Origin of the sequence: Pantoea sp. Seng (genome assembly GCF_009829935.1) — a bacterium.
Taxonomy (GTDB): domain Bacteria; phylum Pseudomonadota; class Gammaproteobacteria; order Enterobacterales; family Enterobacteriaceae; genus Pantoea; species Pantoea communis.
In genome coordinates this window covers 18,631-44,796 of the sequence record NZ_SZZV01000010.1, presented here as the reverse complement: position 1 = coordinate 44,796, position 26,166 = coordinate 18,631, and the positions used below count along the sequence as shown (strand labels likewise).

27 protein-coding genes and 1 pseudogene are annotated in these 26,166 nt (G+C 53.1%); 16 read left to right on the top strand and 12 right to left on the bottom strand.

Annotated features, from left to right (window positions below):
- Positions 1-42: 42 nt before the first annotated feature.
- The 6 genes from sapF to pspF all read right to left on the bottom strand — a co-directional run bounded on the left by sapF (position 43) and on the right by pspF (position 6,971).
- Positions 43-843 carry a putrescine export ABC transporter ATP-binding protein SapF gene (gene sapF, locus FD737_RS12095; RefSeq protein WP_160833647.1) on the bottom strand — a complete coding sequence of 267 codons (801 nt, stop codon included), beginning with the start codon at positions 841-843 and terminating at the stop codon, positions 43-45.
- A 2-nt stretch (positions 844-845) separates the two neighbouring features.
- Positions 846-1,841 carry a putrescine export ABC transporter ATP-binding protein SapD gene (gene sapD, locus FD737_RS12090; protein WP_045814412.1) on the bottom strand — a complete coding sequence of 332 codons (996 nt, stop codon included), beginning with the start codon at positions 1,839-1,841 and terminating at the stop codon, positions 846-848.
- Positions 1,841-2,731 carry a putrescine export ABC transporter permease SapC gene (gene sapC / locus FD737_RS12085; protein WP_097117017.1) on the bottom strand — a complete coding sequence of 297 codons (891 nt, stop codon included), beginning with the start codon at positions 2,729-2,731 and terminating at the stop codon, positions 1,841-1,843. Before sapC ends, sapD begins: the two co-directional genes overlap by 1 nt.
- Positions 2,718-3,683, bottom strand: a complete 966-nt coding sequence (gene sapB, locus FD737_RS12080; protein ID WP_160833594.1) for a putrescine export ABC transporter permease SapB — start codon at positions 3,681-3,683, stop codon at positions 2,718-2,720. The genes sapC and sapB overlap by 14 nt, the downstream gene beginning before the upstream one ends.
- Before the next feature lie 2 nt (positions 3,684-3,685).
- Positions 3,686-5,308: an ABC transporter substrate-binding protein SapA gene (gene sapA / locus FD737_RS12075; RefSeq protein ID WP_160833593.1), complete on the bottom strand. Its 1,623-nt coding sequence runs from the start codon at positions 5,306-5,308 to the stop codon at positions 3,686-3,688.
- Positions 5,309-5,972: 664 nt separating this feature from the next.
- Positions 5,973-6,971 carry a phage shock protein operon transcriptional activator gene (gene pspF / locus FD737_RS12070; protein WP_097117261.1) on the bottom strand — a complete coding sequence of 333 codons (999 nt, stop codon included), beginning with the start codon at positions 6,969-6,971 and terminating at the stop codon, positions 5,973-5,975.
- Between the two features lie 163 nt (positions 6,972-7,134).
- On the opposite strand from pspF, the gene pspA reads away from it, so the two are divergent.
- The 7 genes from pspA to tyrR all read left to right on the top strand — a co-directional run bounded on the left by pspA (position 7,135) and on the right by tyrR (position 12,964).
- Positions 7,135-7,800, top strand: coding sequence for a phage shock protein PspA (pspA, locus tag FD737_RS12065; protein ID WP_034821385.1), 666 nt, complete (start codon positions 7,135-7,137; stop codon positions 7,798-7,800).
- A 59-nt stretch (positions 7,801-7,859) separates the two neighbouring features.
- On the top strand, positions 7,860-8,087 hold the full coding sequence (gene pspB, locus FD737_RS12060) for an envelope stress response membrane protein PspB (RefSeq protein ID WP_034821383.1): 228 nt from the start codon (positions 7,860-7,862) through the stop codon (positions 8,085-8,087).
- Positions 8,084-8,431, top strand: coding sequence for an envelope stress response membrane protein PspC (gene pspC, locus FD737_RS12055; RefSeq protein WP_097117019.1), 348 nt, complete (start codon positions 8,084-8,086; stop codon positions 8,429-8,431). The genes pspB and pspC overlap by 4 nt, the downstream gene beginning before the upstream one ends.
- 57 nt (positions 8,432-8,488) lie before the next feature.
- On the top strand, positions 8,489-8,737 hold the full coding sequence (gene pspD / locus FD737_RS12050) for a phage shock protein PspD (RefSeq protein ID WP_097117020.1): 249 nt from the start codon (positions 8,489-8,491) through the stop codon (positions 8,735-8,737).
- Positions 8,718-10,115, top strand: coding sequence for a YcjX family protein (locus tag FD737_RS12045; RefSeq protein ID WP_097117021.1), 1,398 nt, complete (start codon positions 8,718-8,720; stop codon positions 10,113-10,115). The genes pspD and FD737_RS12045 overlap by 20 nt, the downstream gene beginning before the upstream one ends.
- On the top strand, positions 10,112-11,185 hold the full coding sequence (locus FD737_RS12040) for a YcjF family protein (RefSeq protein WP_160833592.1): 1,074 nt from the start codon (positions 10,112-10,114) through the stop codon (positions 11,183-11,185). The genes FD737_RS12045 and FD737_RS12040 overlap by 4 nt, the downstream gene beginning before the upstream one ends.
- A gap of 213 nt (positions 11,186-11,398) precedes the next feature.
- Positions 11,399-12,964 (top strand): transcriptional regulator TyrR, encoded by a 1,566-nt coding sequence (tyrR, locus tag FD737_RS12035; protein WP_034821366.1) that lies wholly within the window; start codon positions 11,399-11,401, stop codon positions 12,962-12,964.
- 76 nt (positions 12,965-13,040) lie between these two features.
- On the opposite strand, the gene tpx is transcribed toward tyrR, so the two are convergent.
- Positions 13,041-13,544, bottom strand: a complete 504-nt coding sequence (gene tpx / locus FD737_RS12030) for a thiol peroxidase (protein WP_160833591.1) — start codon at positions 13,542-13,544, stop codon at positions 13,041-13,043.
- A 153-nt stretch (positions 13,545-13,697) separates the two neighbouring features.
- On the opposite strand from tpx, the gene ycjG reads away from it, so the two are divergent.
- Entirely contained in the window at positions 13,698-14,684 is a 987-nt protein-coding gene (gene ycjG / locus FD737_RS12025) for an L-Ala-D/L-Glu epimerase (protein WP_160833590.1), read from the top strand.
- Here ycjG and mpaA read toward each other — a convergent pair.
- Positions 14,653-15,366 (bottom strand): murein tripeptide amidase MpaA, encoded by a 714-nt coding sequence (mpaA, locus tag FD737_RS12020; protein WP_160833589.1) that lies wholly within the window; start codon positions 15,364-15,366, stop codon positions 14,653-14,655. The genes ycjG and mpaA overlap by 32 nt on opposite strands.
- 210 nt (positions 15,367-15,576) lie before the next feature.
- Here mpaA and FD737_RS12015 point away from each other — a divergent pair, with 210 nt between their 5' ends.
- The 3 genes from FD737_RS12015 to FD737_RS23710 all read left to right on the top strand — a co-directional run bounded on the left by FD737_RS12015 (position 15,577) and on the right by FD737_RS23710 (position 18,846).
- Positions 15,577-17,196, top strand: coding sequence for an ABC transporter substrate-binding protein (locus FD737_RS12015; RefSeq protein WP_160833588.1), 1,620 nt, complete (start codon positions 15,577-15,579; stop codon positions 17,194-17,196).
- A 213-nt stretch (positions 17,197-17,409) separates the two neighbouring features.
- Complete coding sequence (gene zntB / locus FD737_RS12010; protein WP_034821343.1) at positions 17,410-18,393, top strand: zinc transporter ZntB; 984 nt, start codon at positions 17,410-17,412, stop codon at positions 18,391-18,393.
- 306 nt (positions 18,394-18,699) lie between these two features.
- Positions 18,700-18,846 carry a hypothetical protein gene (locus FD737_RS23710; RefSeq protein ID WP_167347098.1) on the top strand — a complete coding sequence of 49 codons (147 nt, stop codon included), beginning with the start codon at positions 18,700-18,702 and terminating at the stop codon, positions 18,844-18,846.
- A 52-nt stretch (positions 18,847-18,898) separates the two neighbouring features.
- Here FD737_RS23710 and ttcA read toward each other — a convergent pair whose 3' ends face one another.
- Positions 18,899-19,834 carry a tRNA 2-thiocytidine(32) synthetase TtcA gene (gene ttcA, locus FD737_RS12005; RefSeq protein WP_097117026.1) on the bottom strand — a complete coding sequence of 312 codons (936 nt, stop codon included), beginning with the start codon at positions 19,832-19,834 and terminating at the stop codon, positions 18,899-18,901.
- A gap of 48 nt (positions 19,835-19,882) precedes the next feature.
- Positions 19,883-20,084 (bottom strand): annotated as a pseudogene (locus FD737_RS12000) (tyrosine-type recombinase/integrase); the annotation flags it as partial.
- Between the two features lie 136 nt (positions 20,085-20,220).
- Here FD737_RS12000 and FD737_RS11995 point away from each other — a divergent pair.
- Complete coding sequence (locus FD737_RS11995) at positions 20,221-20,631, top strand: cupin domain-containing protein (RefSeq protein WP_160833587.1); 411 nt, start codon at positions 20,221-20,223, stop codon at positions 20,629-20,631.
- Between the two features lie 131 nt (positions 20,632-20,762).
- Here FD737_RS11995 and FD737_RS11990 read toward each other — a convergent pair whose 3' ends face one another.
- Positions 20,763-21,101 carry a DUF4440 domain-containing protein gene (locus FD737_RS11990; RefSeq protein ID WP_306439520.1) on the bottom strand — a complete coding sequence of 113 codons (339 nt, stop codon included), beginning with the start codon at positions 21,099-21,101 and terminating at the stop codon, positions 20,763-20,765.
- A 152-nt stretch (positions 21,102-21,253) separates the two neighbouring features.
- On the opposite strand from FD737_RS11990, the gene FD737_RS11985 reads away from it, so the two are divergent.
- From FD737_RS11985 to FD737_RS11975, 3 genes are all read left to right on the top strand, one after another.
- Positions 21,254-21,793 (top strand): VOC family protein, encoded by a 540-nt coding sequence (locus tag FD737_RS11985; protein WP_160833586.1) that lies wholly within the window; start codon positions 21,254-21,256, stop codon positions 21,791-21,793.
- Positions 21,794-22,375: 582 nt separating this feature from the next.
- Positions 22,376-22,684, top strand: a complete 309-nt coding sequence (locus FD737_RS11980) for a hypothetical protein (protein ID WP_160833585.1) — start codon at positions 22,376-22,378, stop codon at positions 22,682-22,684.
- Between the two features lie 290 nt (positions 22,685-22,974).
- Entirely contained in the window at positions 22,975-23,187 is a 213-nt protein-coding gene (locus FD737_RS11975; RefSeq protein ID WP_160833584.1) for a biofilm development regulator YmgB/AriR family protein, read from the top strand.
- A 960-nt stretch (positions 23,188-24,147) separates the two neighbouring features.
- On the opposite strand, the gene FD737_RS11970 is transcribed toward FD737_RS11975, so the two are convergent.
- Positions 24,148-24,408, bottom strand: a complete 261-nt coding sequence (locus tag FD737_RS11970; protein ID WP_097117033.1) for a hypothetical protein — start codon at positions 24,406-24,408, stop codon at positions 24,148-24,150.
- 571 nt (positions 24,409-24,979) lie between these two features.
- On the opposite strand from FD737_RS11970, the gene FD737_RS11965 reads away from it, so the two are divergent.
- The gene (locus tag FD737_RS11965) at positions 24,980-26,140 is read left to right on the top strand and encodes a diguanylate phosphodiesterase (RefSeq protein ID WP_097117034.1); all 1,161 of its coding nucleotides are present in this window, start codon (positions 24,980-24,982) and stop codon (positions 26,138-26,140) included.
- Positions 26,141-26,166 lie beyond the last annotated feature (26 nt).

Sequence of the window (26,166 nt, the reverse complement as noted above, 5' to 3'; positions counted from 1 at the left end):
AATTTTTTAAAAAAAGCTATGCAATTGTTGCATAGCCTTACTTTAAATTTTGCGCCAGGCTTCAGCGGTTAAGGCTTCGCCAAAATGGCTGGTGATCAGCCGCTTAGTGAGGTCATGCAGTGGCGAGGCCAGCACATCAGCCGTGCCGCCGCGTTCCACCACTTCACCCTGATGCATCACCAGCACCTGATCGCTGATGTGCTTCATCATGCCGATATGTTGCGTCACATAAATATAGGCGATGCCGTGCTTCTCCTGCAGTTCCAGCATCAGATTGACCAGCTGCGAACGCATGGTCATATCCAGTGAGGCGAGGGCCTCATCGGCAACAATCACTTTCGGCTGCAGGATCAGTGCGCGAGCCAGTGCCAGACGCTGCTTCTGGCCGGGAGCCAGCATATGCGGATAGTAACCGGCGTGATCGCGCAGCAAACCCACCTGGCGCAGTGTGGCAATAATGCGCTTCTCTCGCGCTTCATCATCCAGTTCGGTATTCAGGCGCAGCGGGAAATCGAGGATCTGACTGACGCGCTGGCGCGGATTAAGCGAGGTCGAAGGATCCTGAAAAATCATGCGAATACGCTGGCTGCGATAACCGTAATCGCCATACTCCAGCGGATGATCGTCAATCAGCATCTCACCTGCCGTCGGGGCCACCATGCCGCTCAACATTTTCGCCAGCGTGGATTTCCCCGAGCCGTTCTCGCCAATGACCGCTAAGGTCTGCTTCTCACGCAAGGTGAAGCTTACCCCTTTTACCGCCTCCACATGCTGTCGGCGAAACAGACCGGTGCGATAGCGATAGGTTTTACTCAGGTTGCGCACTTCCAGCAGCGTTTCCATGCTCATTGCCCCTCCACATTTAACGGGAAGTGACAGGCAAACAGGTGGGATTTAGTGCCGGTGAGGCGCGGTGTCTCAATACACTTACGCTGTGCATAGGGACAGCGGGGTCCCAGACGACAGCCAATCGGTAAATGCTCCAGTGAGGGAATCGCGCCGGACAGTGTGTTCAGGCGGCTTTTATGCGGCAGCGCACTGCCAAAGTCGGGCATCGCGCGAATCAGCGCCTGTGTATAAGGATGATGCGGCGTATCCATTAAATCTTCACTCTGCGCGGTTTCGACGGTCTGACCGCAGTACATCACGTTTATGCGATCCGCCCACTGGCTCATGGTGCGCAGGTCATGACTGATCAGCAAAATCGTGGTGTTGTTATTTTGGTTGAGGCGACTCAACAAGCGGAATATTTGTGCCTGCGTGGTCGGTTCCATAGCATTGGTCGGCTCATCGGCGATCAGCAGACGCGGCTGATTGGCCAGCGCAATGGCGATCATCACTTTCTGGCATTCACCTTCCGTCAATTCATACGGGAAGCTTCGCATGATGTCTTTGTGGTCTTTAATGCCCACGCGGTGCAACAGCTCGATGGCACGCGCTTTGCGCCAGAACCACAAACGCTGATACCAGCGCCCTTTAAACGTCCAGCGTGGGATCGCCTGCATCAACTGGCGGCCGATGCTTTCAGAGGGATCCAGGCAGGATTGCGGTTCCTGGAAAATCATCGACACGTTATGGCCGACAATGCGGCGTCGTTCGCGCGGCGACAAACGCAGCAAATCGATATCATCGAACACCATACGATCGGCGGTGACGCGCCAGTTGTCTTTGGTTACGCCGCAAATCGCTTTCGCAATCAGGCTTTTGCCGGAGCCGGATTCCCCCACCAGCCCACGTACTTCACCTTCACTGAGCGTCAGATTAATGCGATCAACGGCCTTCACCGGACCTTCTGAGGTCATGAACTCGATAGTGAGATTACGAATATCCAGTAACGGCATTATTCAGCTCCCGCTTCTACAGCGCGACGGATGCCATCGCCCAGCAGGTTAACGATCAACACACTGACCATCAGCGCGACGCCGGGCAGCATCACGGTCCAGGGCGCGACATAAATCAGCTCCAGCGCATCGCCCAGCATCGCTCCCCATTCCGGTGAGGGCAGCTGTGCCCCTAAATCGAGGAAACCGAGTGCGGCAATGTCGAGAATGGCCATGGAGAGTGAACGCGTAAATTCCCCGACCAGCAGCGGCAGGACATTGGGTAGCACCGCGTTCCACAGAATATTCAGATTGCGCGCGCCATCCAGACGCAGCGCCACCACGTACTCTTTTTCCATCTCGTTATGTACCGCAGTATAGATCTCCCGCACCAGGCGCGGAATGATTGCCAGCAATACCGCCAGCATGGCGTGTTCAAGACGCGGGCCTAAAAAGGCCACTACAATGATTGCCAGCAGCAGCGAAGGGATGGAGAGCAAGGTATCCAGCACGTGGTTCATTACCGCAGAGCGCAAACCGTGGGTAATGCCAGCCAGCACCCCCAGGATCAGGGCGCAGATCGCGGCTAAAACCGTCACCATGATGGCCGAACCAACCGTTGGCGCTACGCCGCTCAGCAGGCGACTCAATACATCGCGGCCCAAATCATCGGTGCCGAGGAAGAAGGAGACATCCCCGTAGCGCGACCAGGAAGGGGGCAACAGTTGATAGCCGAGGAACTGCTGATCAATGCCATAGGGCGACAATAAGCCGCCAAACAGGCACAGGAATAACAGGGCACCAAAGCCGTACAATCCGATCATGCCACTGGTATCACGATAAAAACGCTGCCAAAACAGACGAAACGGGCTGGGCAGCCGCTTCTCTGCATAGATATCATCGTAAGGCATACCATTCCTTGTGTTTCAACGGATTAAGCGCCGCACCCAGAATATCTGACAGCACGCTGACCAGAATCACCAAACCGCCGACCACCATCACACCGGCAGAGATGGCCGCATAATCCTGCTGACGAATGGCGTTGATCAACCAGCGGCCAATGCCCGGCCAGTTGAACACCACTTCCGTAATCATCGCCAGCGTCAGCATGGTAGAAAACTGCAAACCCAGACGCGGGATGACGGGCGGCAGCGCGTTGTGCAGCACATGGCGGCGAATCACGGTGAAGCGAGATAATCCGCGCGTGGCCGCCGCTTTCACATAGTTTTTATCCATGACATCGCTGGTGCTGCTGCGCAGCAAACGAATGACCTCGGTGGTTGGCGCGACCGCCAGGACCACCACCGGCAAAATCATATGAGTCAGGGCACTCATCAACATCTCATGACGCCACGGTGAAGGACTCAGCCAGGCATCAATCAGTGCAAAGCCGGTCAAGTTCTGTACCGGGTAGAGCAGATCAAAGCGCCCGGAAACCGGCAACCAGCCCAGTGTCAGGGAGAAGAACAGGGTGAACAGCAGTGCCAGCCAGAACACCGGCATCGAGAAACCGAGCAGTGCCAGTGCGCTGATGGCTTTATCCTGCCATTTTTTGCGCATCACACCCGCGCAAATTCCCAGCGGAATACCCACCAGCAGCGCCAGCATGAAGGCCAGAATGCAAAGCTCCAGCGTGGCGGGGAACACCTCGCGCAGTTGCAGGTCGATCAGCTGGCCGTTGGTGCTGGAAACACCGAAGTCAAATTGCAGCAGGCCTTTAAACCAGAACCACCAGGCATCGAACAGTGAGGCACCTTCCAGCGGCGCATTCGGCGTAAAGTAGCTAAGACTGAAACTCACCAGCGACAATAAAAACAGGGTGATCAGCAGCAACAGCAGGCGACGCAATATATAGATGATCATGCTTATTCCTCGCTGCTCTCATCACGGTAAACCCCGGCAAACGAGGCATTCCCGAACGGACTTAGCACCAGACCTTTAATATCATGGCGATATGCCTGTAAACGCAACGATGACGCCAGCGGCAATACCGGTAATTCCTGCGCCAGAATTTGCTGTGCCTGATCGTAGCTGTCGATGCGCGCCGAAAGTTGTTGCGACAACAGCGCCCGTTGCAATGATTCATCAAAGGCCGGTGAACACCAGTGCGCAAAGTTGGTCTGCGAGCGGATGGCTGCACAGCTCAACAGCGGCCGAAAGAAGCTGTCCGGGTCGTTACTGTCTGTTGCCCAGCCGGTCAGCGTCAGATCATGATTCATCGCCATCAACTGCGCTTCCTGGAAACGGCCTTCCACCGGCGCGATGGTGACGCGCACGCCAACCTGAGCCAAATCGGCTTGCAGCAGCTCAGCGGTTTTCAGTGGGCTGGGGTTCCAGGATTGTGAGGTGGTGGGCACCACCAGTCGCAAGTGCAGATCTTCCAGCCCAAGCGCTTTCAGCGCTTCACGAGCTTTCGCCGGATTGTATTCGGTGACCCGCGCATCATTATCATACGCCCAGGAAGCACGCGGTAAAATGGAGGCGGCGGTTTCAGCAGTGCCGTAATAGATCGATTCCATCAGGCGTTCGTTATTGATCGCCAGCGCCAGCGCGTGACGCACTTCCGGGCGATCCAGTGGCGGTTTACGCGTGTTAAAAGCTAAATAGGCGATGTTCATGCCGGGGCGCAGCGTCATGCGCAGACGTGGATCATCGCGCAGGATGGAGAGCTGACTGGCTGCCGGATAGGCCAGCACATCGCATTCGCCGGTGAGCAATTTCGAAAGACGCCCCGTTCCGCCCACGCCAAGATCGATCACCACCTGTTGCAAACGCGGCACACCTTTCCAGTACTGCGGATTGCGCGCCAGGCGCAGATACTGCCCGGTGCGGTACTCGCTTAGCTGGAACGGCCCGGTACCCACCGGTTCGCGATCCAGTCGCTCCTGCTGTCCTATTGCCGTTAGCTTGTTGGCGTATTCCTGCGACAGGATGGGCGCGTAATGAGTAGCAATATGCCAGAGGAATGAGGCGTCCGGACTGTTGAGACGGATTTCGACCGTGTCGTTGTCCAGTTTTTTAACGCTTTGTACCGAGTCCGAGAATTGCAGACTATCGAAGTAGGGATAGCTGCCGCCGTTGACGTTATGCCATGGATGCTGGCGGTCAAACATGCGCGCAAAGCTGAACACCACGTCATCGGCATTCATTTTTCGCGTGGGTTTAAACCAGTTTGTGTGCTGGAAAGAGACATCTTTGCGCAGATGAAAACGATAAGTGGCACCGTTATCGCGCACTTCCCAGCTTTGGGCCAGGTCAGGAATCAGGCGATAAGTGTAAGGGTCCACATCCAGCAGGCGGTCATAGAGCTGTGCCGCCAGCGTATCCACAACCAGGCCGCTGCTGACCATTTGTGGATTAAAGGTATTGACCGTGCCATTGACGCAATAAACAAAACCGCTATTACGGATGTTATTGGTTGGTGCGGCCAGCGCAGACGCACTCAATACGCTGAGACCGAGCAGCAGCGAGGAGAATAATTTTGGCATAGAACTCAACGATTCTGAGGCAATAGCGTGAGTGTATCGCAAACGTCACACACTCCCCAAATTCATGATGGTTCTGCGTTGTTTTTCGCCAATCTGGCGAAGGGGTAATCACAATGTTAGTGTGGAAATGAGAAAAATTCTCAATTAGGGCTTTACAGATGATAATAAGAATGATTATTATTCTTCTGCGCTTCGACGGTGGCTCTACCGAAGAAGAGCACGACATTGCTCACATTGCTTCCAGTATTAAGTTGCCCGCCTAGTGCGGGCTTTTTTTTGTGTGTCATTTTTCCCGTCATCTTTTGCACTGTTGCTGCGTTGGCTGCGCGCACTAACCCCAGTCACATACTGATGTATGCTCCCGGGGATTAGCGCACTTGCCGCCTTGCGTCAGCACAAAAGCTATAGGGAAAACCGACCCACACCTGAGCTGTCGTTGAAAAACCTTTCGACCAGTTAAACGATGATGTGGGGATTTCTCCGCTAGCAGCAAAGCCACGATGTACGCCCTAATAATCACCAGGGTGCACATTTTCATCTTATGTGGCTAAGGCTAATCCATATCACGTGCCGCATACCGTGCTTGTTCATAATTTATCGTAATTGTTGGTACGTCATCCGCAGTAATTCGGCGCCGCAGCGTTTGCAGCACGCGCTTTGGTGTTCAATCTTCGTCCCGCGCCTGAATGCCGTGCTTTTTCATCATGGCGCGTAACTGATGGTAGGTGACCCGCAGTAGCTCGGCGGCGCGGCGTTGGTTGTATTTTGCCTGTTGCAAGCTGGCTTCGACCAGGTCGCGCTCATGCTGATTTTGCCACTGGCGCAGATCAAGTGGCAGGGCGGGTAAGCCGCTGGTGTTGTGTTCAGAGTGGGTTTCAGGCGCGGCGTTGCGCGGGGCGAAAGGGTTGATGATGATGTTATCCAGCTCTTCTTCTGCGCTGTGATGGCGATACACCGAGCGTTCCACCACATTCTTCAATTCGCGCACGTTGCCCGGCCAGCTGTAAGTGAGCAGCGTGAGCTGAGCACGTTCGCTGAAACCGGGGAATAATGGCAGGCCGAGTTCGCGGCACATCTGGATAGCAAAGTGTTCGGCCATCACCAGGATATCGCTGCGGCGTTCGCGCAACGGCGGCAGTTGCACCACATCAAAAGCGAGGCGATCGAGCAGGTCGGCGCGGAATTTTCCTGCAGCAGCCAGTGCGGGTAGATCTTCATTGGTGGCACACACCAGACGCACATTGACCTGCAAGGACTGATTGCCGCCAACACGCTCTAACTGGCCGTATTCGATGACACGTAGCAGCTTTTCCTGCACCAGCATCGGCGCGGTCGCCAGCTCATCGAGGAACAAGGTGCCGGCGTCAGCACGCTCAAAGCGGCCAAGATGACGTTTTTGCGCGCCGGTAAACGCCCCGGCTTCGTGGCCGAACAGTTCGGAATCGAGCAGGTTTTCATTCAGTGCCGCGCAGTTCAGCGACACAAAAGGCCCTTGCCAGCGATCGGAGAGATAGTGCAGGCGGCTGGCAATCAACTCTTTACCGGTTCCGCGTTCGCCAATGACCAGCACCGGTTTTTCCAGCGGCGCGAGACGGGAAACCTGCTCCAGCACCTCCAGAAAGTTATTCGATTCGCCCAACAGGTTATCGTTACCATTTGCCATGATGAATTTCGCCACTGGTTAATCAATTTCACTACATTAATAGATGCTTACGTGAAAGTAAAATATGCAAAACAAGCAAAATCAACAAATTAAAAGTTGGCACGCCATTTGTATTAAGAAACCGTGCACCGCACAACCACATGACAAATAGAGGAACATCATTATGGGTATTTTTTCTCGTTTCGCCGACATCGTGAACGCTAACATCAATTCCCTGCTGGAACGCGCCGAAGATCCGCAGAAACTGGTACGCCTGATGATTCAGGAAATGGAAGACACGCTGGTGGAAGTTCGCTCCACCTCAGCGCGCGCGCTGGCAGAAAAGAAACAGCTGCTGCGCCGTATCGAGCAGGCCGAAATTCAGCAGGCTGAATGGCAGGAAAAAGCTGAGCTGGCCATCAGCAAAGAAAAAGAAGACTTAGCGCGTGCTGCGCTGATTGAAAAACAGAAACTAACCGATCTGATTGCAGCACTCAAACAAGAAGCCATTCAGGTTGAAGAAACACTGGATCGCATGAAAGGCGAGATCGGTGAGCTGGAGAAAAAACTCAGCGAAACCCGTGCACGCCAGCAGGCCTTGACGCTGCGTCATCAGGCGGCATCTTCTTCCCGCGATGTGCGCCGTCAGCTGGACAGCGGTAAGCTGGATGAAGCCATGGCGCGCTTCGAGTCCTTCGAACGTCGTATCGACCACATGGAGGCGGAAGCGGAGAGTCAGCGTTTTGGTAAGCCAAAAGGTCTCGACCAGGAGTTTGCCGAGCTGAAAGCTGACGACGAAATCAGCCAGCAACTGGCCGCGCTGAAAGCCAAAATGAACCGCAGCGAGTAAGGGACGTAGGGCTCGACGCTGAGCCCCTCGACCAGAGTGTTAATGATTAAGGAGAGTCAATGAGCGCACTTTTTCTCGCCATACCCCTGACGATCTTCGTGCTCTTTGTGGCGCCGATCTGGTTATGGCTGCACTACAGCAACAAACGCAACGGTGGCGCGGAACTGTCATCAGGCGATATGCAGCGTCTGCAACAGCTGACGCAAGACGCGCGCCGCATGCGTGAACGTGTGGAAGCACTCGAAGCCATTCTGGATGCGGAGCATCCAAACTGGAGGCAACCATGATGAATGGCCGCAAATTGTGGCGCATCCCGCAGCAAGGCAAAGTGCGCGGCGTCTGTGCCGGTCTGGCGGAATATCTGGATATTCCGGTGCGCCTGTTACGTGTGATTGTGGTGCTGTCGCTGTTTTTCGGGTTGTTCATGTTTACCGTGGTGGCGTACTTCATCCTGGGCTTTGTGCTGGATGAAAAGCCCGCAGATGCTCCAGACCAGCATACGCCAACTGCACGTGATTTACTGGATGAGCTGGAAACATCGTTGAACAGTGATGAGCGTAACGTGCGAGATATCGAACGCTACGTCACCTCCGAGACCTTCAGCGTGCGCAGCCGCTTCCGTCAAATCTGATTTTTTCCGCCGGGCCCACTGCGGGTCCGCTTCACCGCATATTCTTAAGGAGTGGAGATGTACAATTCGCGTATGACTGCTCTGCGCCGCCGCGCAACACCTGCGTTGAAGTCGGCGGGGAAATTCATCATCATCAGTGCAGTAACCTATGGGCCCGGCGGATTAGCTGGCTGGGCAGTGAAATCGGTGGCGCGTCGCCCGTTGCGCCTGCTTCTGGCGGCCGCCCTGGAACCGTTGCTGAGTAAGGTATTCAAACGCCTGTCAGCACGTTTCGTCAGGGAGATGGATGAAAAGACTGCAAAATGAACTGGCGGCGTTGATGAATCGCGGTGTTGACCGCCACTTACGCCTTGCCGTAACGGGTCTGAGCCGCAGCGGCAAAACCGCGTTTATCACCTCGCTGGTGAACCAACTTCTCAATGTACACAGCGGCGCCCGTTTGCCGCTGTTTTCCGTTGTGCGTGAAGAGCGCCTGCTGGGCGTCAAACGTGTGCCGCAGCGTGAGCTGGGCACGCCACGTTTTACCTATGACGAAGGGCTGGCGCAACTCTATGGCACGCCTCCCATCTGGCCAACGCCGACACGCGGCGTCAGTGAAATGCGTCTGGCGCTGCGCTATCGGCCAGAGCAATCGCTGTTGCGCCACTTCAAAGATACCGCCACGCTCTATCTGGAAATTGTCGATTACCCTGGTGAATGGCTGCTCGATCTGCCGATGCTGGCGCAGGATTACCTCAGCTGGTCACGACAGATGATGGGCTTGCTGCAGGGCGATCGCCAGCAATGGGCGGCGCGCTGGCATAGCCTATCTCAGGATCTCGATCCTTTCGCCGCAGCGGATGAAAATCGTCTGGCGGAGATTGCCGCGGCCTGGACGGATTATCTGCATCAGTGCAAAACCGAGGGATTGCACTTTATCCAGCCTGGCCGCTTCGTACTGCCGGGTGATTTGGCAGGTGCCCCGGCACTGCAGTTCTTCCCCTGGCCACAGCTGGATGAGATTCACGCCAGCAAGCTGTTGCAGGCTCCCGCAGGCAGTAACTTTGCCGTGCTGCAGCAACGTTTCAACTATTACTGCCAGCATGTGGTTAAGGGCTTCTACAAAAATTATTTTCTGCGTTTTGACCGTCAGATCGTGCTGGTGGATTGTCTGCAACCGTTAAACAGCGGGCCGCAGGCGTTCAATGATATGCGGCTGGCACTGACGCAGTTGATGCAAAGCTTCCATTACGGGCAGCGCACGTTGTTCCGTCGTCTGTTTTCCCCGGTGATTGACAAACTCTTGTTTGCCGCCACCAAAGCCGACCATATCACGGCCGATCAGCACGCCAATATGGTGTCGCTGTTACAACAGCTGGTTCAGGATGCCTGGCAAAACGCGGCGTTTGAAGGGATCAGCATGGATTGTCTTGGACTGGCGTCGGTGCAGGCCACCGAAAGTGGGCTGGTGGATCATCGTGGCGAAAAGCTGCCCGCGCTGCGCGGTCATCGTCTTCATGACGGCGAAGCGCTGACCTTCTATCCCGGCGAAGTGCCGCCACGTTTGCCCGGGTATCAGTTCTGGCAGCAGCAGGGATTTCAGTTTGAACAGTTCCGGCCGCAGCAGTTGGATGTCGATCGGCCGCTGCCGCACATTCGCATGGATGCCGCGCTGGAATTTTTACTTGGAGATAAATTGCGATGAGCGACGAAACCCCATTAAAACCGCGCATTGATTTTGCACGACCGCTCGAAGATGAGGCGCAGAAACCGCTACGTACGGCGCAAACTTTTAGTAAGGAAAGCGAGAGCGCGTTTCTTGCCACTCAAGAGTCAGAGCCGCTGGCAGAGGGCGAAGGTGAAAAAGTGGTTGAGGCCGCGCTACGCCCCAAACGCAGTCTCTGGCGCAAGCTGGTGGGTCTGGGTCTGGGGATTTTTGGCATCAGCGTGGTCGCGCAGGGCGCTCAGTGGATGCACGATGCCTGGATCACGCGTGATTGGTTCTCACTCGGCACCGGTGTGGCTGGAGGCCTGATTGTGATTGCCGGAGCCGGGGCATTAATTGGCGAATGGGGTCGTCTTTATCGACTGCGCCAGCGAGCCGAAGAGCGGGATATCGGGCGGGAATTACTGCACAGCCACGGTATCGGTAAAGGCCGCGCTTTTTGCGAAAAGCTAGCCCAGCAGGCGCAGCTCGATCAGGCGCATCCGGCTTTGCAGCGCTGGCACGCGGCGCTGCATGAAACTCATAACGATCGCGAAATAGTGATGCTTTACGCGCAACTGGTGCAACCGGTGCTGGATCGTCAGGCGCATCGTGAGATCAGCCGCCACGCTGCGGAATCGACACTGATGATTGCGGTGAGCCCACTGGCGCTGGTGGACATGGCGTTTATTGCCTGGCGTAACCTGCGGCTGGTCAACCGTATTGCGGCTATTTATGGCATTGAGTTGGGCTATTTCAGCCGCATCCGCCTGTTTCGCCTGGTATTGCTGAATATGGCCTTCGCCGGTGCCTCAGAACTGGTGCGTGAAGTGGGGATGGATTGGATGTCGCAGGATATCGCGGCCCGCCTTTCGGCACGCGCTGCACAGGGTATCGGTGCCGGTTTGCTGACCGCGAGATTAGGCATCAAAGCCATGGAATTATGCCGTCCACTGCCCTGGCTGGAAGATGATAAGCCGCGTCTTGGGGATTTCCGTCGGGAATTACTGGTTCAGCTGAAAGAATCCCTGTCTAAGAGTGGGGATAAAGCAGGGCAGGCTGCTAAATAACATCTCTTTGTTCACCTTTCACGCTGCTAACTGGGTGAAAGGTGAAACTATCTTTGTTAAATGTGATATTTGGCGGGATTATTGTGCATCGTTCCGCTACACTTCTTCGCGTCACCTGCCTCAAACTGTCAACTTTTCATGACAGCCCCCTTCTGAGGCGCTGCAAGTTAGCGTATTATCACTAAAATCAAAACCTGACTAAGGCTCATCGCAATGCGTTTGGAAGTTTTCTGCCAGGACCGCATCGGTCTGGCGCGCGAGCTACTCGACCTGCTGGTTGCGCGCAACATCGACTTGCGCGGTATTGAAATTGCGCCGCTCGGTCGCATCTATCTCAACTTTTCTGCCCTTGAATTCGAACCCTTCAGTACACTGATGGCGGAAATCCGTCGTACACCTGGCGTAACAGATGTGCGCACCGTTAGCTACATGCCCTCTGAGCGTGAACATCGCGCGTTAAGTGCATTACTCATTGCTATGCCGGAGCCGGTGTTCTCTATCGACCTTAAATGCAAGGTGGAACTCGCCAACCCGGCAGCGCAAAACCTGTTTAATCTCGATGAACAGAAGCTGCGTAATCAGAACGCCGCGACTCTGATCACCGGTTTCAATTTCCAGCGCTGGATCGAGAATGAGCGTGTGGAAGCCCAGGCACATCACGTTGTTATTCAGGGCCGTGATTTCCTGATGGAAGCCCGACCAATTTATCTGGCGGAAGAAGAGGGGCAGAGCGATCAGCCCGTCGGCGCAATGATCACGCTGAAATCCACCGCCCGTATGGGACGTCAGCTGCAAAATCTCACCGTGACGGATGAGTCGGAATTTGACCACATCGTGGCGGTGACGCCAAAAATGCGTCAGGTGATCGATCAGGCTCGTAAACTGGCGATGCACGACGCGCCACTGCTGATTGTCGGCGATACTGGCACCGGCAAAGATATGCTGGCACGCGCCTGCCATCTGCGCAGCGCACGCGGTAAAAAACCTTTTCTGGCGCTTAACTGTGCGTCTCTGCCGGATGATGTGGCCGAGAGTGAGCTGTTTGGTCACGCGGCGGGCGCTTATCCGAACGCGCTGGAAGGCAAGAAAGGTTTCTTTGAACAGGCCAATGGCGGCTCGGTGCTGCTGGATGAGATTGGTGAGATGTCACCGCGCATGCAGACAAAACTGCTGCGCTTCCTCAACGATGGCACTTTCCGTCGCGTGGGTGAAGAACATGAAGTGCATGTGGATGTGCGCGTCATTTGTGCCACGCAGAAGAACCTGATCGAGCTGGTGCAACGGGGTGAGTTCCGTGAAGACCTGTTTTACCGCCTTAATGTACTGACGCTCAATTTGCCGCCTTTACGTGAGCGCCCGCTGGACATCCTGCCGCTAACAGAGATGTTTGTGGCGCGATTTGCCGATGAGCAGGGACTGCCGCGTCCGCGTTTGTCACCGCAGCTGGCACCGTTCCTGACACGCTATAACTGGCCGGGTAATGTGCGGCAGTTGAAAAATGCGCTGTATCGCGCACTGACGCAGCTGGAAGGCTACGAGTTACGTCCTCAGGACATCATTCTGCCTGAGCAGGCGTTAGACGTGACGCTGGGCGAAGAAGCGATGGAAGGTTCGCTGGATGAGATCACCAGCCGTTTCGAACGTTCGGTGCTGACGCGGCTCTACTTGTCTTACCCAAGCACGCGCAAACTGGCAAAACGCCTGGGAGTGTCGCATACCGCGATTGCCAATAAACTGCGAGAATACGGGTTGGGGCAGAAGCGCGGCGAGAGCGAGTAATTTTACAGCGCTTATCTCACTGCCATAAAAAAGGGCGCACTTTATGAAGTGCGCCCTTATCACATCATCTTAATACTTACTTCAGTGCAGCCAGTGCCGCATCATAGTTGGGCTCTTCGGTGATTTCGTTCACCAATTCGCTGTAAATCACTTTGTCGTTTTCATCCAGTATCACTACTGCACGGGCAGTCAGGCCTTTCAGTGGGCCATCAGCAATCGCCACACCGTAATCTTCTTTGAACTCAGCACCGCGCAGCGCAGACAGGGTCACCACGTTGCTCACGTTTTCTGCACCGCAGAAACGAGACTGGGCAAACGGCAGATCGGCAGAGATGCACAGCACCACAGTGTTGCTGGATTCGCCAGAACGCTCGTTGAACTTGCGCACTGATGCCGCGCACACGCCGGTATCAATACTTGGGAAAATGTTCAGAACTTTGCGTTTACCTGCATACTGAGAAAGGGAGACGTCACTCAGGTCCTTTGCGACCAGAGAGAAAGCTTTTGCCTGTTCGCCAGCCTGCGGGAAGTGACCTGCAACCGGGACCGGATTGCCCTGAAAGTGAACATTCTGAGACATACGATTTCCTTTTAGCGATGAAAAAGTCTGGCATTAAGCCTGCCAGAGCAGATATAGCGTTTGTTTATGACATAATTTCGAAGGGTTTACGAGCGCATTTCGTCGCGATAGCAGAAGCACATCGCAATTAAGCCACGGATTTAAGGAGAATTAATGAGAACAGTGAAGAGTTATCCAGAGGCCTGGCCGTTACATTCGCCGTTTGTTATTTCACGCGGCAGCAGGACGGAAGCGCATGTTGTGGTGGTCGAGATTGAACAGGACGGCCTGAAAGGGGTAGGTGAAGGGACTCCTTACGCACGCTATGGCGAAAGTGAAGACTCAGTGCTGCAACAAATTGCCACGCAGTTGCCTGCGATACAAAATGGTATGACGCGAGCGGAGTTGCAACAGGCATTAGCGGCCGGTGCAGCGCGGAACGCGCTTGACTGTGCCTTATGGGATCTGGAACGCCAGCAACAGAATAAAAGTTTGCAGGCGCTGTGCGGTGTTGAGTTGGCAGAGGAAATCATTACGGCGCATACGGTGAGTATCGATACACCGGAAGCGATGGCCAGCAGCGCGTTAGCGTTGTGGCAACATGGTGCGCGTCTACTGAAGATAAAACTCGATCATCATTTGATCAGTGAACGTCTGGTGGCGATTCGCAGTGCCGTACCGGAAGCGACGTTAATTGTGGATGCCAATGAGTCCTGGCAGGCAGAAGGGCTGGCGGCGCGCTGTCAGCTACTGGCAGATTTAAACATTGCGATGCTCGAACAACCGCTTCCGGCAGCCGAAGATGCCGCATTGGCGAACTTTGTCCACCCACTTCCTATCTGTGCGGATGAGAGTTGTCACACCCGGGAGAATCTGGCGCAGTTCAAAGGGCGCTATGAGATGGTGAATATCAAGCTGGATAAAACCGGTGGATTGACGGAAGCCCTGGCGCTGGCAAAAGAGGCACGTCAGCAAGGGTTTGCAGTGATGCTCGGCTGTATGCTGTGTACTTCAAGGGCGATCCGCGCGGCGTTACCGCTGACACCGATCGCAAAATTCGCCGATCTTGACGGCCCAACCTGGCTAGCTGCCGATGTTGAGCCGTCGCTGCATTTTTCACACGGCGTGCTTAAGCCTGCGGCTGCCAGCGCAGCAGGTTAATCATCGCATCAAGGTACACTTCAGTCGCTTCATCCACTGAAATGGGCGGCATCTCGGCGGTTATGCACAACAAGCCGAGATCGTCGCACCAGCTGCCAAAAGAACCTGGCGTGGCATAGCCGACGCTGCTCACCACCGGTAATTGCGTTTGTTCTGCCAGCCACTGCGCAAGGTGGCTGTGGTGCGGGTCGTCAATGCAGGCCAGAGGCTCATGCCAGGACACCACCCAGCTCGGCTTGATTTGGTGGATCAGCTGACAAAGCGCGCGCGTTTCCGGCTCGGAAGCGGGGCTGCTGCCCGTCGACAGCACCACATCACGCTCATCAGCCGCACTGTTCCAGCGATACACCGTGTCGCCATTTTGCCAGTTGGCGGCCGGGAAATTGCGATTGAGATCGACACCGTTGGCATTGGCACGCAGGCCCAACTGGCATCCATCCGGATTCACCGCCAGCACCACATGATGGCGGCGCAGTGACTCCGGCAGCGTGCGCATCGCACCGGATAAGGTCGCGACGGCAGCATTTTCATCACCGTGTGTGCCGGCAATGATCAATCCGCTATCAGCATCGGCCGCCGGGGCGGGAAACCACAGCAGCGGCGCACCCAGCACCGATTGCCCATATTGTTGCCAGACCGCGTCAAGTTTGCCGCGCAGCGGACGGGGATGGTGTGACGACATGACATTCCTCTCTGAAATCGTGCAAAAGAGCCTGAATTGGGTTGGCGTTCAGGATTAAAAATGTGACCGATAATTCAGCCTCAACATAACGGTAAACAGCAGACAGGGAAATAGCTATATATCAATCAGCAATTTGCGATAGAGTCACCAAAGACGCTGGCGACGCAGACCTCTTCGCAGTCGCCATTTTTTTTGGGTAAAGGAGTGGTGATGACATTAACTTTCCGCATGACGCTGGCCGCCGTAATGATTGCTGGTGTTTTCTCACCGGTGTTTGCCGCTAATGTGCCAGCGGGCGCACAGTTAGCGCCGACACAGGAAATTGTTCGCCATATCAAAGACGAACCCGCCTCGCTGGATCCGATGAAAGCCGTGGGGCTGCCAGAAATTCAGGTGATGCGCGATCTGTTTGAAGGGCTGACCAATCAGGACGCACACGGCAAAATCGTGCCGGGCGTGGCCGAAAGCTGGAACAGCAATGACAACAAAACCTGGATCTTCACGCTGCGCAAAGATGCGCGCTGGTCAAATGGCGAACCGGTGACAGCGCAGGACTTCGTTTATAGCTGGCAGCGCCTGGTGGAGCCGAAAAACAGTTCTCCCTTTGCGTGGTTTGCCGCGCTGAGTGGCATCGAAAACGCGGATGCCATCACCAAAGGGCAAATGAGTGCCGATCAGCTGGGTGTCACAGCCACCGATGCCACTCATCTGAAGGTGACATTGTCACGCCCGGTGCCGTGGTTCCCGAGCATGGTGGCCAATGCCGCGATGTATCCGGTATCGCAGAAGGCGATTGAGCAAAATCCTGATAGCTGGACGTCGCCCGGTAAACTGGTGGGCAACGGCGCCTATCAATTGCAGGATCGCGTGGTGAACGAAAAAATTGTGTTGGTACGCAATCAACACTACTGGGATAACAGCCATTCCGTACTCACCAAAGTCACCTTTATCCCTATCAATGAAGAGTCCAGCGCCACCAAACGTTACCGCGCGGGCGATATCGATATCACCGAATCTTTCCCGAAAAATATGTATGCGCTGCTGAAAAAAGAGCTGCCGGGCCAGGTGTATACGCCGGATCAGTTGGGCACCTATTACTACGCCTTTAACACCGAAAAGGGCCCGACCGCCGATGTGCGCGTGCGTAAAGCGCTGTCATGGAGCATCGATCGTCGCATTATTGCCGAGAAAGTGTTGGGTACCGGGGAGAAACCGGCCTGGCACTTTACACCGGATGTCACCGCAGGCTTTACACCTCAGCAAAGTTATCTGCAACAGCACAGCCAGCAGGAATTGAATGCACAGGCAAAAGCGCTGCTGACGTCGGCGGGCTACGGTCCCGGCAAGCCGCTGCATTTGACGCTGCTGTATAACACCTCGGAAAGCCATCAGAAGATTGCCATCGCCGTGGCGTCGATGTGGAAAAAGAACCTTGGAGTGGACGTTACGCTGCAAAACCAGGAGTGGAAAACCTACATCGACAGCCGCAACAGCGGTAACTTTGACGTGATTCGTGCGTCATGGGTCGGGGATTACAATGAACCTTCCACTTTCCTGAGTTTGCTGACCTCAACACACACCGACAATATCGCCCGTTTCCACAGCGCGGATTATGATGCGGTGCTGACCAAAGCCAGCATGGAAACCAGCGTGGCTGCCCGCAATACCGACTACAACAAAGCGGAGCAGATCATTGCCGATCAGGCACCGATCGCCCCGATCTACCAATATACCAACGGGCGACTGATCAAACCGTGGGTCAAAGGTTATCCGATCACCAATCCCGAAGATGTCGCCTACAGCCGCGAACTGTGGATCGAAAAGCACTGATATAACGACGCTAATCAGCAGAGTGGTGTGATTGTGTGCGTCTCCATAACCGTAGCAACGGATTAAGGAGACGCATCCAATGACGATGTCGCCGCTCTCGCTTTCTGCGGATGCTCACCTTTATCTTGTCATCTTTGCTCACAGCTTGATGATTGCAACTCGTCTGCGCCACGCTAGACTGTATCGTATTGATTTTGAAAGTGAGGCGAGTCAGTGAACGTCATTGAAGGAAAAGCGTTAAAAGTTTCGGATGCCATTATCTCCTGCCAGCTCGACGGCAAAGGCGGGGTTATCCCGATTGAAGATAAAGATGTCATCAACTGTGAGCGTCCGTGCTGGCTGCATCTGAACTACACCCAACGGCAAAGTGCCGAGTGGCTGCAAAATACCCCGCTGATCCCCGATTCCGTGCGTGATGCGTTAGCGGGCGACAGCATGCGCCCACGCGTCACGCGCCTGGGCGACGGTTTTATGATAGTGCTGCGCAGTGTCAATCACAACGCCGATTCACGACCGGATCAACTCGTCGCCATGCGCGTGTTTATCAACGACAAAGTGATCGTCTCCACGCGTCGCCGCAAAGTGTATGCCATTGACGAAGTGCTGGCTGATTTGCAAAACGGTAACGGCCCGGTGGATGGCGGTAGCTGGCTGGTGGATGTTTGCGATGCGCTCACCGATCACGCCAGCGAATTTATCGAAGAGATGCACGACAAAATTATCGAGCTGGAAGATGCGTTGATGGATCAGCAGGTTCCGGCACGCGGCGAGTTAGCGCTGCTGCGTAAGCAACTGATCGTGATGCGTCGTTATATGGCGCCGCAACGTGATGTATATGCCCGTCTGGCAAGTGAAAAACTGCCGTGGATGAATGATGACGACCGTCGTCGTATGCAGGACGTTGCTGATCGTCTGGGACGCGGACTGGATGACCTCAATGCAGGCGTAGCGCGTACCGGGATTTTGGCCGATGAAGTCGCGTCTTTACTGGCAGAGTCGATGAACCGCCGCACCTATACCATGTCGCTGATGGCGATGATTTTCCTGCCAGCGACATTCCTGACAGGATTGTTTGGCGTCAACCTTGGCGGTATTCCGGGTGGTAGTTGGCCGCTGGGCTTTACCGCGTTCTGCGTACTACTGCTGGTGATGGTGGTGGGCGTGGCGATATGGCTCAAACGACGCAACTGGTTGTAATGTAAGTCTCAGGTTATAAGCGTTAACCCGCTGTTAAATAAGGTGCTGTAAGCAAAAAAGCGGGAAAAACCTGATCGATATCAATAAGTGGATCGCCTAACAGGGGCAAACTCTCTCTCGCAGGTGAATGCAACGTCAAGCGATGGGCGTTGCGCTCCATATTGTCTTACTTCCTTTTTTAGAATTACTGCATAGCACATTTGATTCGTACAACGCCGGCTAATCCGCCGGCTTTTTTTTGCCCGCTTGGCTTGGCTGTGTTTCCTTTCCTATGCTTAAAGGACATTCAGCGATAAGGAGCAGGGCATGCAAGAACTCATTGCCAGCGATCCCATTCCAACCGATCCGCCACCGATTCCAGAACCGATTCCTCATCCGCAGCCAATTCCGGAACCCGATCCTCCCTACGATCCCGAGTTTCCACCGATCATCGATCCGCCACCTCACCGGTAATAAAAAAGGCGCAGAGCCGAAGCGCTGCGCCTTAATTAGAATCGTCTACAAATTACTTAATTTCTAACACATCCAGTCGCACGCTCATTTCCGGCGCGTCTTCTTCGTCCGGCTGCCAGCCCGCAGGTTTCACCGGCAATGTTTCGCGATCAAAGCCAATATCGCCGCCGTCGACCACTTCATCGCCGTGCTGAATGCCTTTAAAGTCGAACAAATTAATGTCCGCCATGTGGGAAGGCACAATGTTCTGCATCGCACTGAACATGGTTTCGATACGGCCCGGATAGCGTTTATCCCAGTCACGCAGCATATCCGCGACGACCTGACGCTGCAGGTTCGGCTGTGAACCGCACAGATTGCACGGAATAATCGGATACTGGCGCGCTTCAGCGAAGCGGATGATGTCTTTTTCGCGGCAATAGGCCAGCGGACGAATGACAATATGTTTACCATCGTCACTCATTAGCTTTGGTGGCATACCTTTCATTTTGCCGCCGTAGAACATGTTCAGGAACAGGGTCTGCAGGATATCGTCGCGATGATGGCCCAGCGCAATCTTGGTACAGCCTAATTCGGTAGCGGTGCGGTAAAGGATCCCGCGACGCAGACGTGAACAGAGCGAACAGGTGGTCTTGCCTTCCGGAATCTTCTCTTTAACGATGGAGTAAGTATCTTCGTCAACGATTTTATACTCGACACCCTGTTCTTCCAGATACGCTGGCAGAATATGTGCCGGGAATCCTGGCTGTTTTTGGTCGAGGTTGACCGCCACCAGTGAGAAGTTCACCGGCGCGCTCTTCTGCAAACTGCACAAAATTTCCAGCATGGTGTAGCTGTCTTTACCGCCAGACAGGCAGACCATGATGCGATCGCCTTCTTCAATCATGTTGAAATCAGCAATGGCCTCGCCCACGTTACGACGCAGACGCTTCTGAAGCTTGTTCAGGTTGTACTGCTCTTTTCTTGTTACTTCTTGATTATCATGCATTATTTACTGTCTCAGAAACCAAAAGGGGCATACAGGGGGCAACTGTTATCAGATAGCCAGTTTGCTGTTGAGCATGTCAACCTGTTCGCCATTCATCTCTTCAATCCATGTCGCGTAGATTTCATATACCATCTGCGCGTTTTCATGCCCCATCTGATTCGCTATGAATGACGGGTTGGCGCCAGCCGACAAAAAGCCAGCAGGCAAAAGTATGTCGCGTATGGTACGGATTACGGCGACGAATTCCAGCTCCAATCTGATTATTAATTTGAATTTTCAACGTCCGGCTCTGAAGCTGTTTTGGCGTTGAGCTTAAAAAGCAATCTTTCTGCTTCTGCTAAACTTTTGTCTGAAAGCATGAAAATACACAATTAGAAGGATAGACAATGGCAAACGCAGAGCTGACCCCAAATAAAGGTTCGGATAAGATCGAACATAAACTTATTCTTCAGAGTGGGACAGCATGGAATAAGCAGCCTTATGAAGCGTATTCCAAAGGCAAGCCACTCATTTCGGTAATGCGCATGTCTTTACCTCCTGATAGCGAGCTGCCCTGGCACACACATGCCATGCCTAACACGGCATACGTCCTGTCGGGACAGTTGACAATTGAAGACATGAATACAGGCGCCACATATCGCGTTAATGCGGGTGAGGCGATCAATGAAACGGTAAATAGCGCACACCGCGGGTATACGTCTGAACAGGGGGCTGAACTGGTAATTTTTTACGCAGGAGTTGAAGGTCAGGAGCTTTCAGAACCTCTTCCTGGAGAGAAACCTGAATACCAGGCCTGATTTAAAAGACCACAGTACTCAGAATTTTGCCGTCCATTTTGGTGCGGGTTGTGTTGCACCGACCCGTCGAACTCATTTCATATTCGAATTTGCCGGGCATCACACCTGAAAACAATAGTGCGGCTAATTAGCTAAGCACGCGTCGGTACAGGCGTACCCTGGTGGAAAATCAGAGACCACTGGCCCTCTTTCGAAAGTAGCCAGTAAGAGGAACGTAATGCAGGTCGGCTCCCGTCAGCATCAGACGTACGGTAAAGAAGTATTGCGCAACTTTCATTTATTTCGGTTAACCGGAAATTGCTGCTTATGATTGGACTTGCAGTTTTCTCGCTCAATAGCGACATGATCGTGTCTGAGCGATCGACCATCATGCCTGAACGTGTAATCTCCCGGAATTCAGGATGAAGAAGATGCTCGAGCCAATCCCGGTCGTTGCGTTTGTCACCGTGAAGGCTGCATTCAAGCAACATGAGCTTTTCAAGGAGCATTCTAATTAACCCTTAATGATCTGACAGGACGTTTTTTTGCATTGAAAGGGTGTCAATGAGTTATCGCGCCGCTCATTGGGCAGAAAAGTACTACTCTTTGTAGAAGTTATCATAATTCTAACCGGAGGATATGTATGGAAAATATACCGACGCGCGCGCCAACCAGGGGCATAAACCATGTAGGGCTTACCGTTCCCGACCTGCAACAGGCAACTGAATTTTTACAGAAGGCGCTGGACGCTAAATTTGTCTATAACGGCCTAACAGAGCATGATCATCCACGACAGGGAGCAGATACAGAGAAACAATTAGGCTTAAGCTCCGGGACAATGATTATCAAGCAGCGCTTGCTACGGATTGGTAATGGTCCAAATCTCGAGCTTTTTGAGATACAAAGTGAAGAACAGGAGCAACCTGTAAGGCTGCAGGATATTGGCTGGAATCACATCTCTCTTTATGTGGACGATATAAATTATGCGGTGGAAAGGGTCAGGGCAGCGGGAGGAAGGTTTCTTTCAGAAATACATGGTAACTCCCGTCATGAAGATACCGAAAATAATGCTAGCGTATACTTTCAGGCTCCGTGGGGCAGCCTGATTGAACTTCAATCAATACCGAATGGTTACTATTATCCCGATGATAGCGAAGCAGAGACATGGATACCTGCGCCGTAGTCATCATCTCAGGTAAGGGTGCTTAGCTAAACCTGCGCCCATTCACGCAGCACGTGTCTTAAAACTGGCAAACACTTAACCATAGCTGACTTACGCACTGTGTCAGCTATGTAGCTAGCCCCTCTTACTTTCATCATCAGATGTCTCTTCTGAGTTATGCTCAGATCAGCAGTTTACTGACTCACATTGCTATTACATCTCGTTATTAACTTGCTTTTGCTTATGCTAGTTAATACTTTATTAGATTAGTCACCTAATCATTAATGATGCCAGACATTTAATTAAGTCGTTTACATAAGCGTTGAGAAATTTCGATCCCTTAACGTCATAAGTGAGAGTTAAACAATAGAAAACTCTAAGGCACCTCTTATCTACCATTATTATAAATAAATGATGAGATTGTTACATGCCGCAAGGTAATTCAAATATTCCTATTGTTTAGAGAGGTTGAGAAAAGTTCCAACATTGAGTTGCATATTTTAATAGGCATAACCCATCGGGTAAATAATATAGCCGGGGAGGTTAATGCTATAATACTATCGTAGTAAACAATGTTCTCTAATTCATAAGCGAGGTACAAACGTGTTGTACAGCGAAGACATGACCGGTCACGCAATTATTGGTGAAGCAGCAGTCAATCTAGCCGTGCGTGAACAGGATATAACCGTCGATGCGCTTATCTCTGAATTGGCCGCGATGCTTAAGGCAGACAGTAGTCACTCAAGAGAGCTGTCAATCAGGGAAGCCATCAAGTGGTTGCGAGGACACCGTAGTATTAGCGCTAAATCTACTGGTGAAGATAGTTGGCTTTTACCAGATGCAGGCCATTCAGGCACTGCATCACAGGAAAGTACCTTACGCTTGATGGCAGATGACGATGACTTAAGATAACCACATACTGTGGCGGCAGGTAAGGTAATGCCTGTCGCTTTCGTATGTGTCAGTGCCAGGGTTTTAATTACCCAAATAGCTGCTTTTTCTGAATCTGCGCTTGCTCGCTCCGCAATACATTTACTGTCATATACTTCACTATAGCGGCAGTATTTATGACTGCAGGACTATAATCTTCAACCTTTAATCCAGCCAATGCGCAATTTAAACCAACGCGAATCGCGCGAGCATTCAGGGATCATCACAGCATGAGAGAAACCAATACGGTTGCACACATACAGGCATGCCTTATGGTTAAAGGTGACCGTTATGCATTACAGAAAGAAACGCTGGACGACATTATCCACAACCTTATTTATATAGGGGCACCGGTGAATAACAAAACCATTATGCGGCATATCATGAATCAGCTCATGGTTGAAAATAACGCCGAAAGGCAGGAAATCCTGCGCGTTCTGCTCCAGTTGATCGTGGGATATACGCCGGACGATCCCGGTGTCTGAAAGCGGCTGGCGCCGCATAATTTCAGTTGAGTTTTTTTGCCAGTAACCTGATAGCCCGCTCACAGGAGTCGCGCATTATTTTGTCCGGGGCGGACTCCTTCAGGCGCCAGAGGGCAGCGATGAGTTCATGCACATGTACGGTCCCGCTGGGACGCAGCAATTGCTTCAGCGCGACAGCCACAGCCTGGTGCATAAGGTCCTCTATTTCATTTCCGTTTTTCAGATGCGCTCCGCTTATTGGGGATATATACAGTGTATCGCGATAAGCGGTGCTGATAAACATGCGCGGAAAAAAACAGTCTGATAGCAGTTCAATCAGTAAAGGGATTTCCGGTCAGGTGGAATATCGTGATTGCCGCCAGGTGCTTCGTCTTCATGACCTGGCAGCGGTATAGCTACATCATGAATAAAATGTTCTGACATAGTTCTTCCCGTCACCTTTAAATAGATGACATTAAGTTTAGCTGCGTTACTTTACTGAGTGTGAATCATTATCCGTAATGTGACTTAGGATTAAAAAAGTTCATCGCGCATGAAGTGTGAGCGTAGAGTCCCGCGTATCGGACATGCTGTCATCGATACACAGACGACAGATGGAGGCCCAAACATTCATACGTTGCGATGCAATCTGATAGGCGTGCCTATAGGTGAGGGCAGACCCCAGAAATTGACGCTCTGGATGATCTTCCAGGCATACGCATCCTCTGGCGTGTAACTGGTAATGCTGTCCTGCATTGAGAAGGTAATAAAACCGGGACATACGTGTTTCCTTCTGGTTAAAAGAGATACTGTATGCTGGGATGTCAGGTAGTGAAATTCATTTTTTATAAGCGATTTAAGCCGGTACTACCGAAGGGTGTCGTCCCTGACAGGTTCTCCGGCCGGTGCACGCCTGGGCGAGACCGGTGAGGTCATCTTCATCGTCGTCTTCCGGCCAGAGCCGGACTACGTCCTTTGGCGTCAGTTCTTCTCGTCGTTCAGGTCTGCAAAAGTCTGCAGGTACGGCAGATACCGGACAGCCTGTTCAGGCTCATTGAAGCTTTTCAACCAGCTTCTGGCTTCCGAAATTTCCGTGAGCCTGTTATCGCTGCCGCCGGCTTTTGCCATGCGTCCAAGCTCAGAAATAAGCGAATGCACGCTTATCTCTTTTTCACCCAGCGCAAGACTTAATGCCGCTTCGCCAATAATGACGTGCCCTTTCCCGTCGTGATGATTAGACAAATTAGCTACCTCCGTTTCACGTTGATGACAGCCTCACGTCACACTGTAGTCGCAGATGGTGAAAGTGCCCGTAGGTTATTCTGAAAAAAGCTGAATTCGTAATAATTTGTATCAATTGCTGAGTTTAATGGGCCCTTTATGAAAAAAAATCCACTTAAGTAATCCACGAAGAATTAACCGTGGCCGGATAAATTTATTTTCTGACAATTAAATCAGGCTGTTCAATCCGTCAGATTTTGCATGCGTTAATGTGGACGTGTGCTGCCGGTAACCTTGAGCCTTTCGCGGCGCGCAGGTTGAGTACTGTTGATAAGGATTTTGGGTAAACGCATGCAGGAGGCGCTCAAATCGAAAGATATTACTTTGCGTACAAATGCTTCGCTACTATGCGTACTGGCTTTGTGAAGCGCGGCACCCGCATGAATTAATACCTGTGTTGAGGACAAAAAGGCTTAATGATGTCTACGTCGTTTAAGTCGCGGTGCGGTGAGAGTGACTACCGGTCCGGTTTGAGAATGGTCAGCCAACTGCTATGGTGCCCGTGACAATCTGCGGTAATAGGGAGCCAGAAATGCTTACAACAATTATTTACCGAAGCCATCTTGCCGATGAGGTACCCATAAGCATCCTGCCGGGTATGGTGGAGAAAGCCAGCCTGCTCAACGCCCGGCATCAGGTTACGGGGATCTTGCTCTTTAACGGCACGCACTTCTTCCAGATTCTTGAGGGCCCGGAGGAGGGCGTACTGGACATTTATGGTCGTATCTGCGCCGACCGGCGTCACCACAATGTGGTTGAGCTGATGCGCGACTACTCACCGTCGCGCCGCTTCGGCAACCATGGAATGGAGCTGTTTGACCTGCGCCGCCATGACAGTGGCAGTGTGCTGCAGGCGGTGCTTGACCGCGGCACGTCTAAATATCGTCTGACATACGACGATCGGGGCCTGCAGTTCTTACGCACCTTCGTGGAAGCCCGTGAGAAAGAAAACTACTTCGAGGTTTTGCCCGCTGACTATTGGGACTTTGTACCGGATGAGAACGGTACCCCGTTCCCGGCGGTGGGCGTCACCTTCCGCCCGGTGGTTGATCCTCTGGGTCGTAAGGTCACAGCCATCGAGGCCATACCCGATGAAGCCCCGGATGGACTGACCGGCGAGGCGCTTTATGCGTATAACCTAAGCGTCGTCACAGAGGCGCTGAACAAGGCAGGCAGATCGTGTCCCGACGACATCATGTTATACGTCAGCATATTGCCCATGACGCTGGTTAATCTTGCGGATGCCGTTAGCCGGCTCATTAACGCAATTGACCGTGCTGAGCTGGTGCCGCAGCAAATAATACTCGGCGTCAGTGAAACAGAGGTTATCTCTCAGCTGGAATCATTCACTCAGGCGGTACGCCAACTGAAGCAAGCCGGTATCAGTATCTCTATCGACAACTTTGGTGACGGTTCGGCAGGACTGTCTCTGCTGGCGCACGTCCAGCCGGACCGCGTGCGCATCGGCGCAGCGATCGTGCGCAATATTCACCGCAGCGGTCCCCGTCAGGCGGTGGTACACGCAGTGCTTCGCTGTTGTTCAGCGCTGGAGATAAACGTCATTGCAGCGGGTATCGAACAGCCTGAGGAATGGATGTGGCTGGAGGCGGCTGGTGTCACTGATTTCCAGGGTGCCCTGTTCACTGCAAAAGGCGCGGCCGTTGCCTGGCCGGAGACCCGAGAGGCTGTTTGAGATACAGGAAAGAAAAGGGCCCAAAG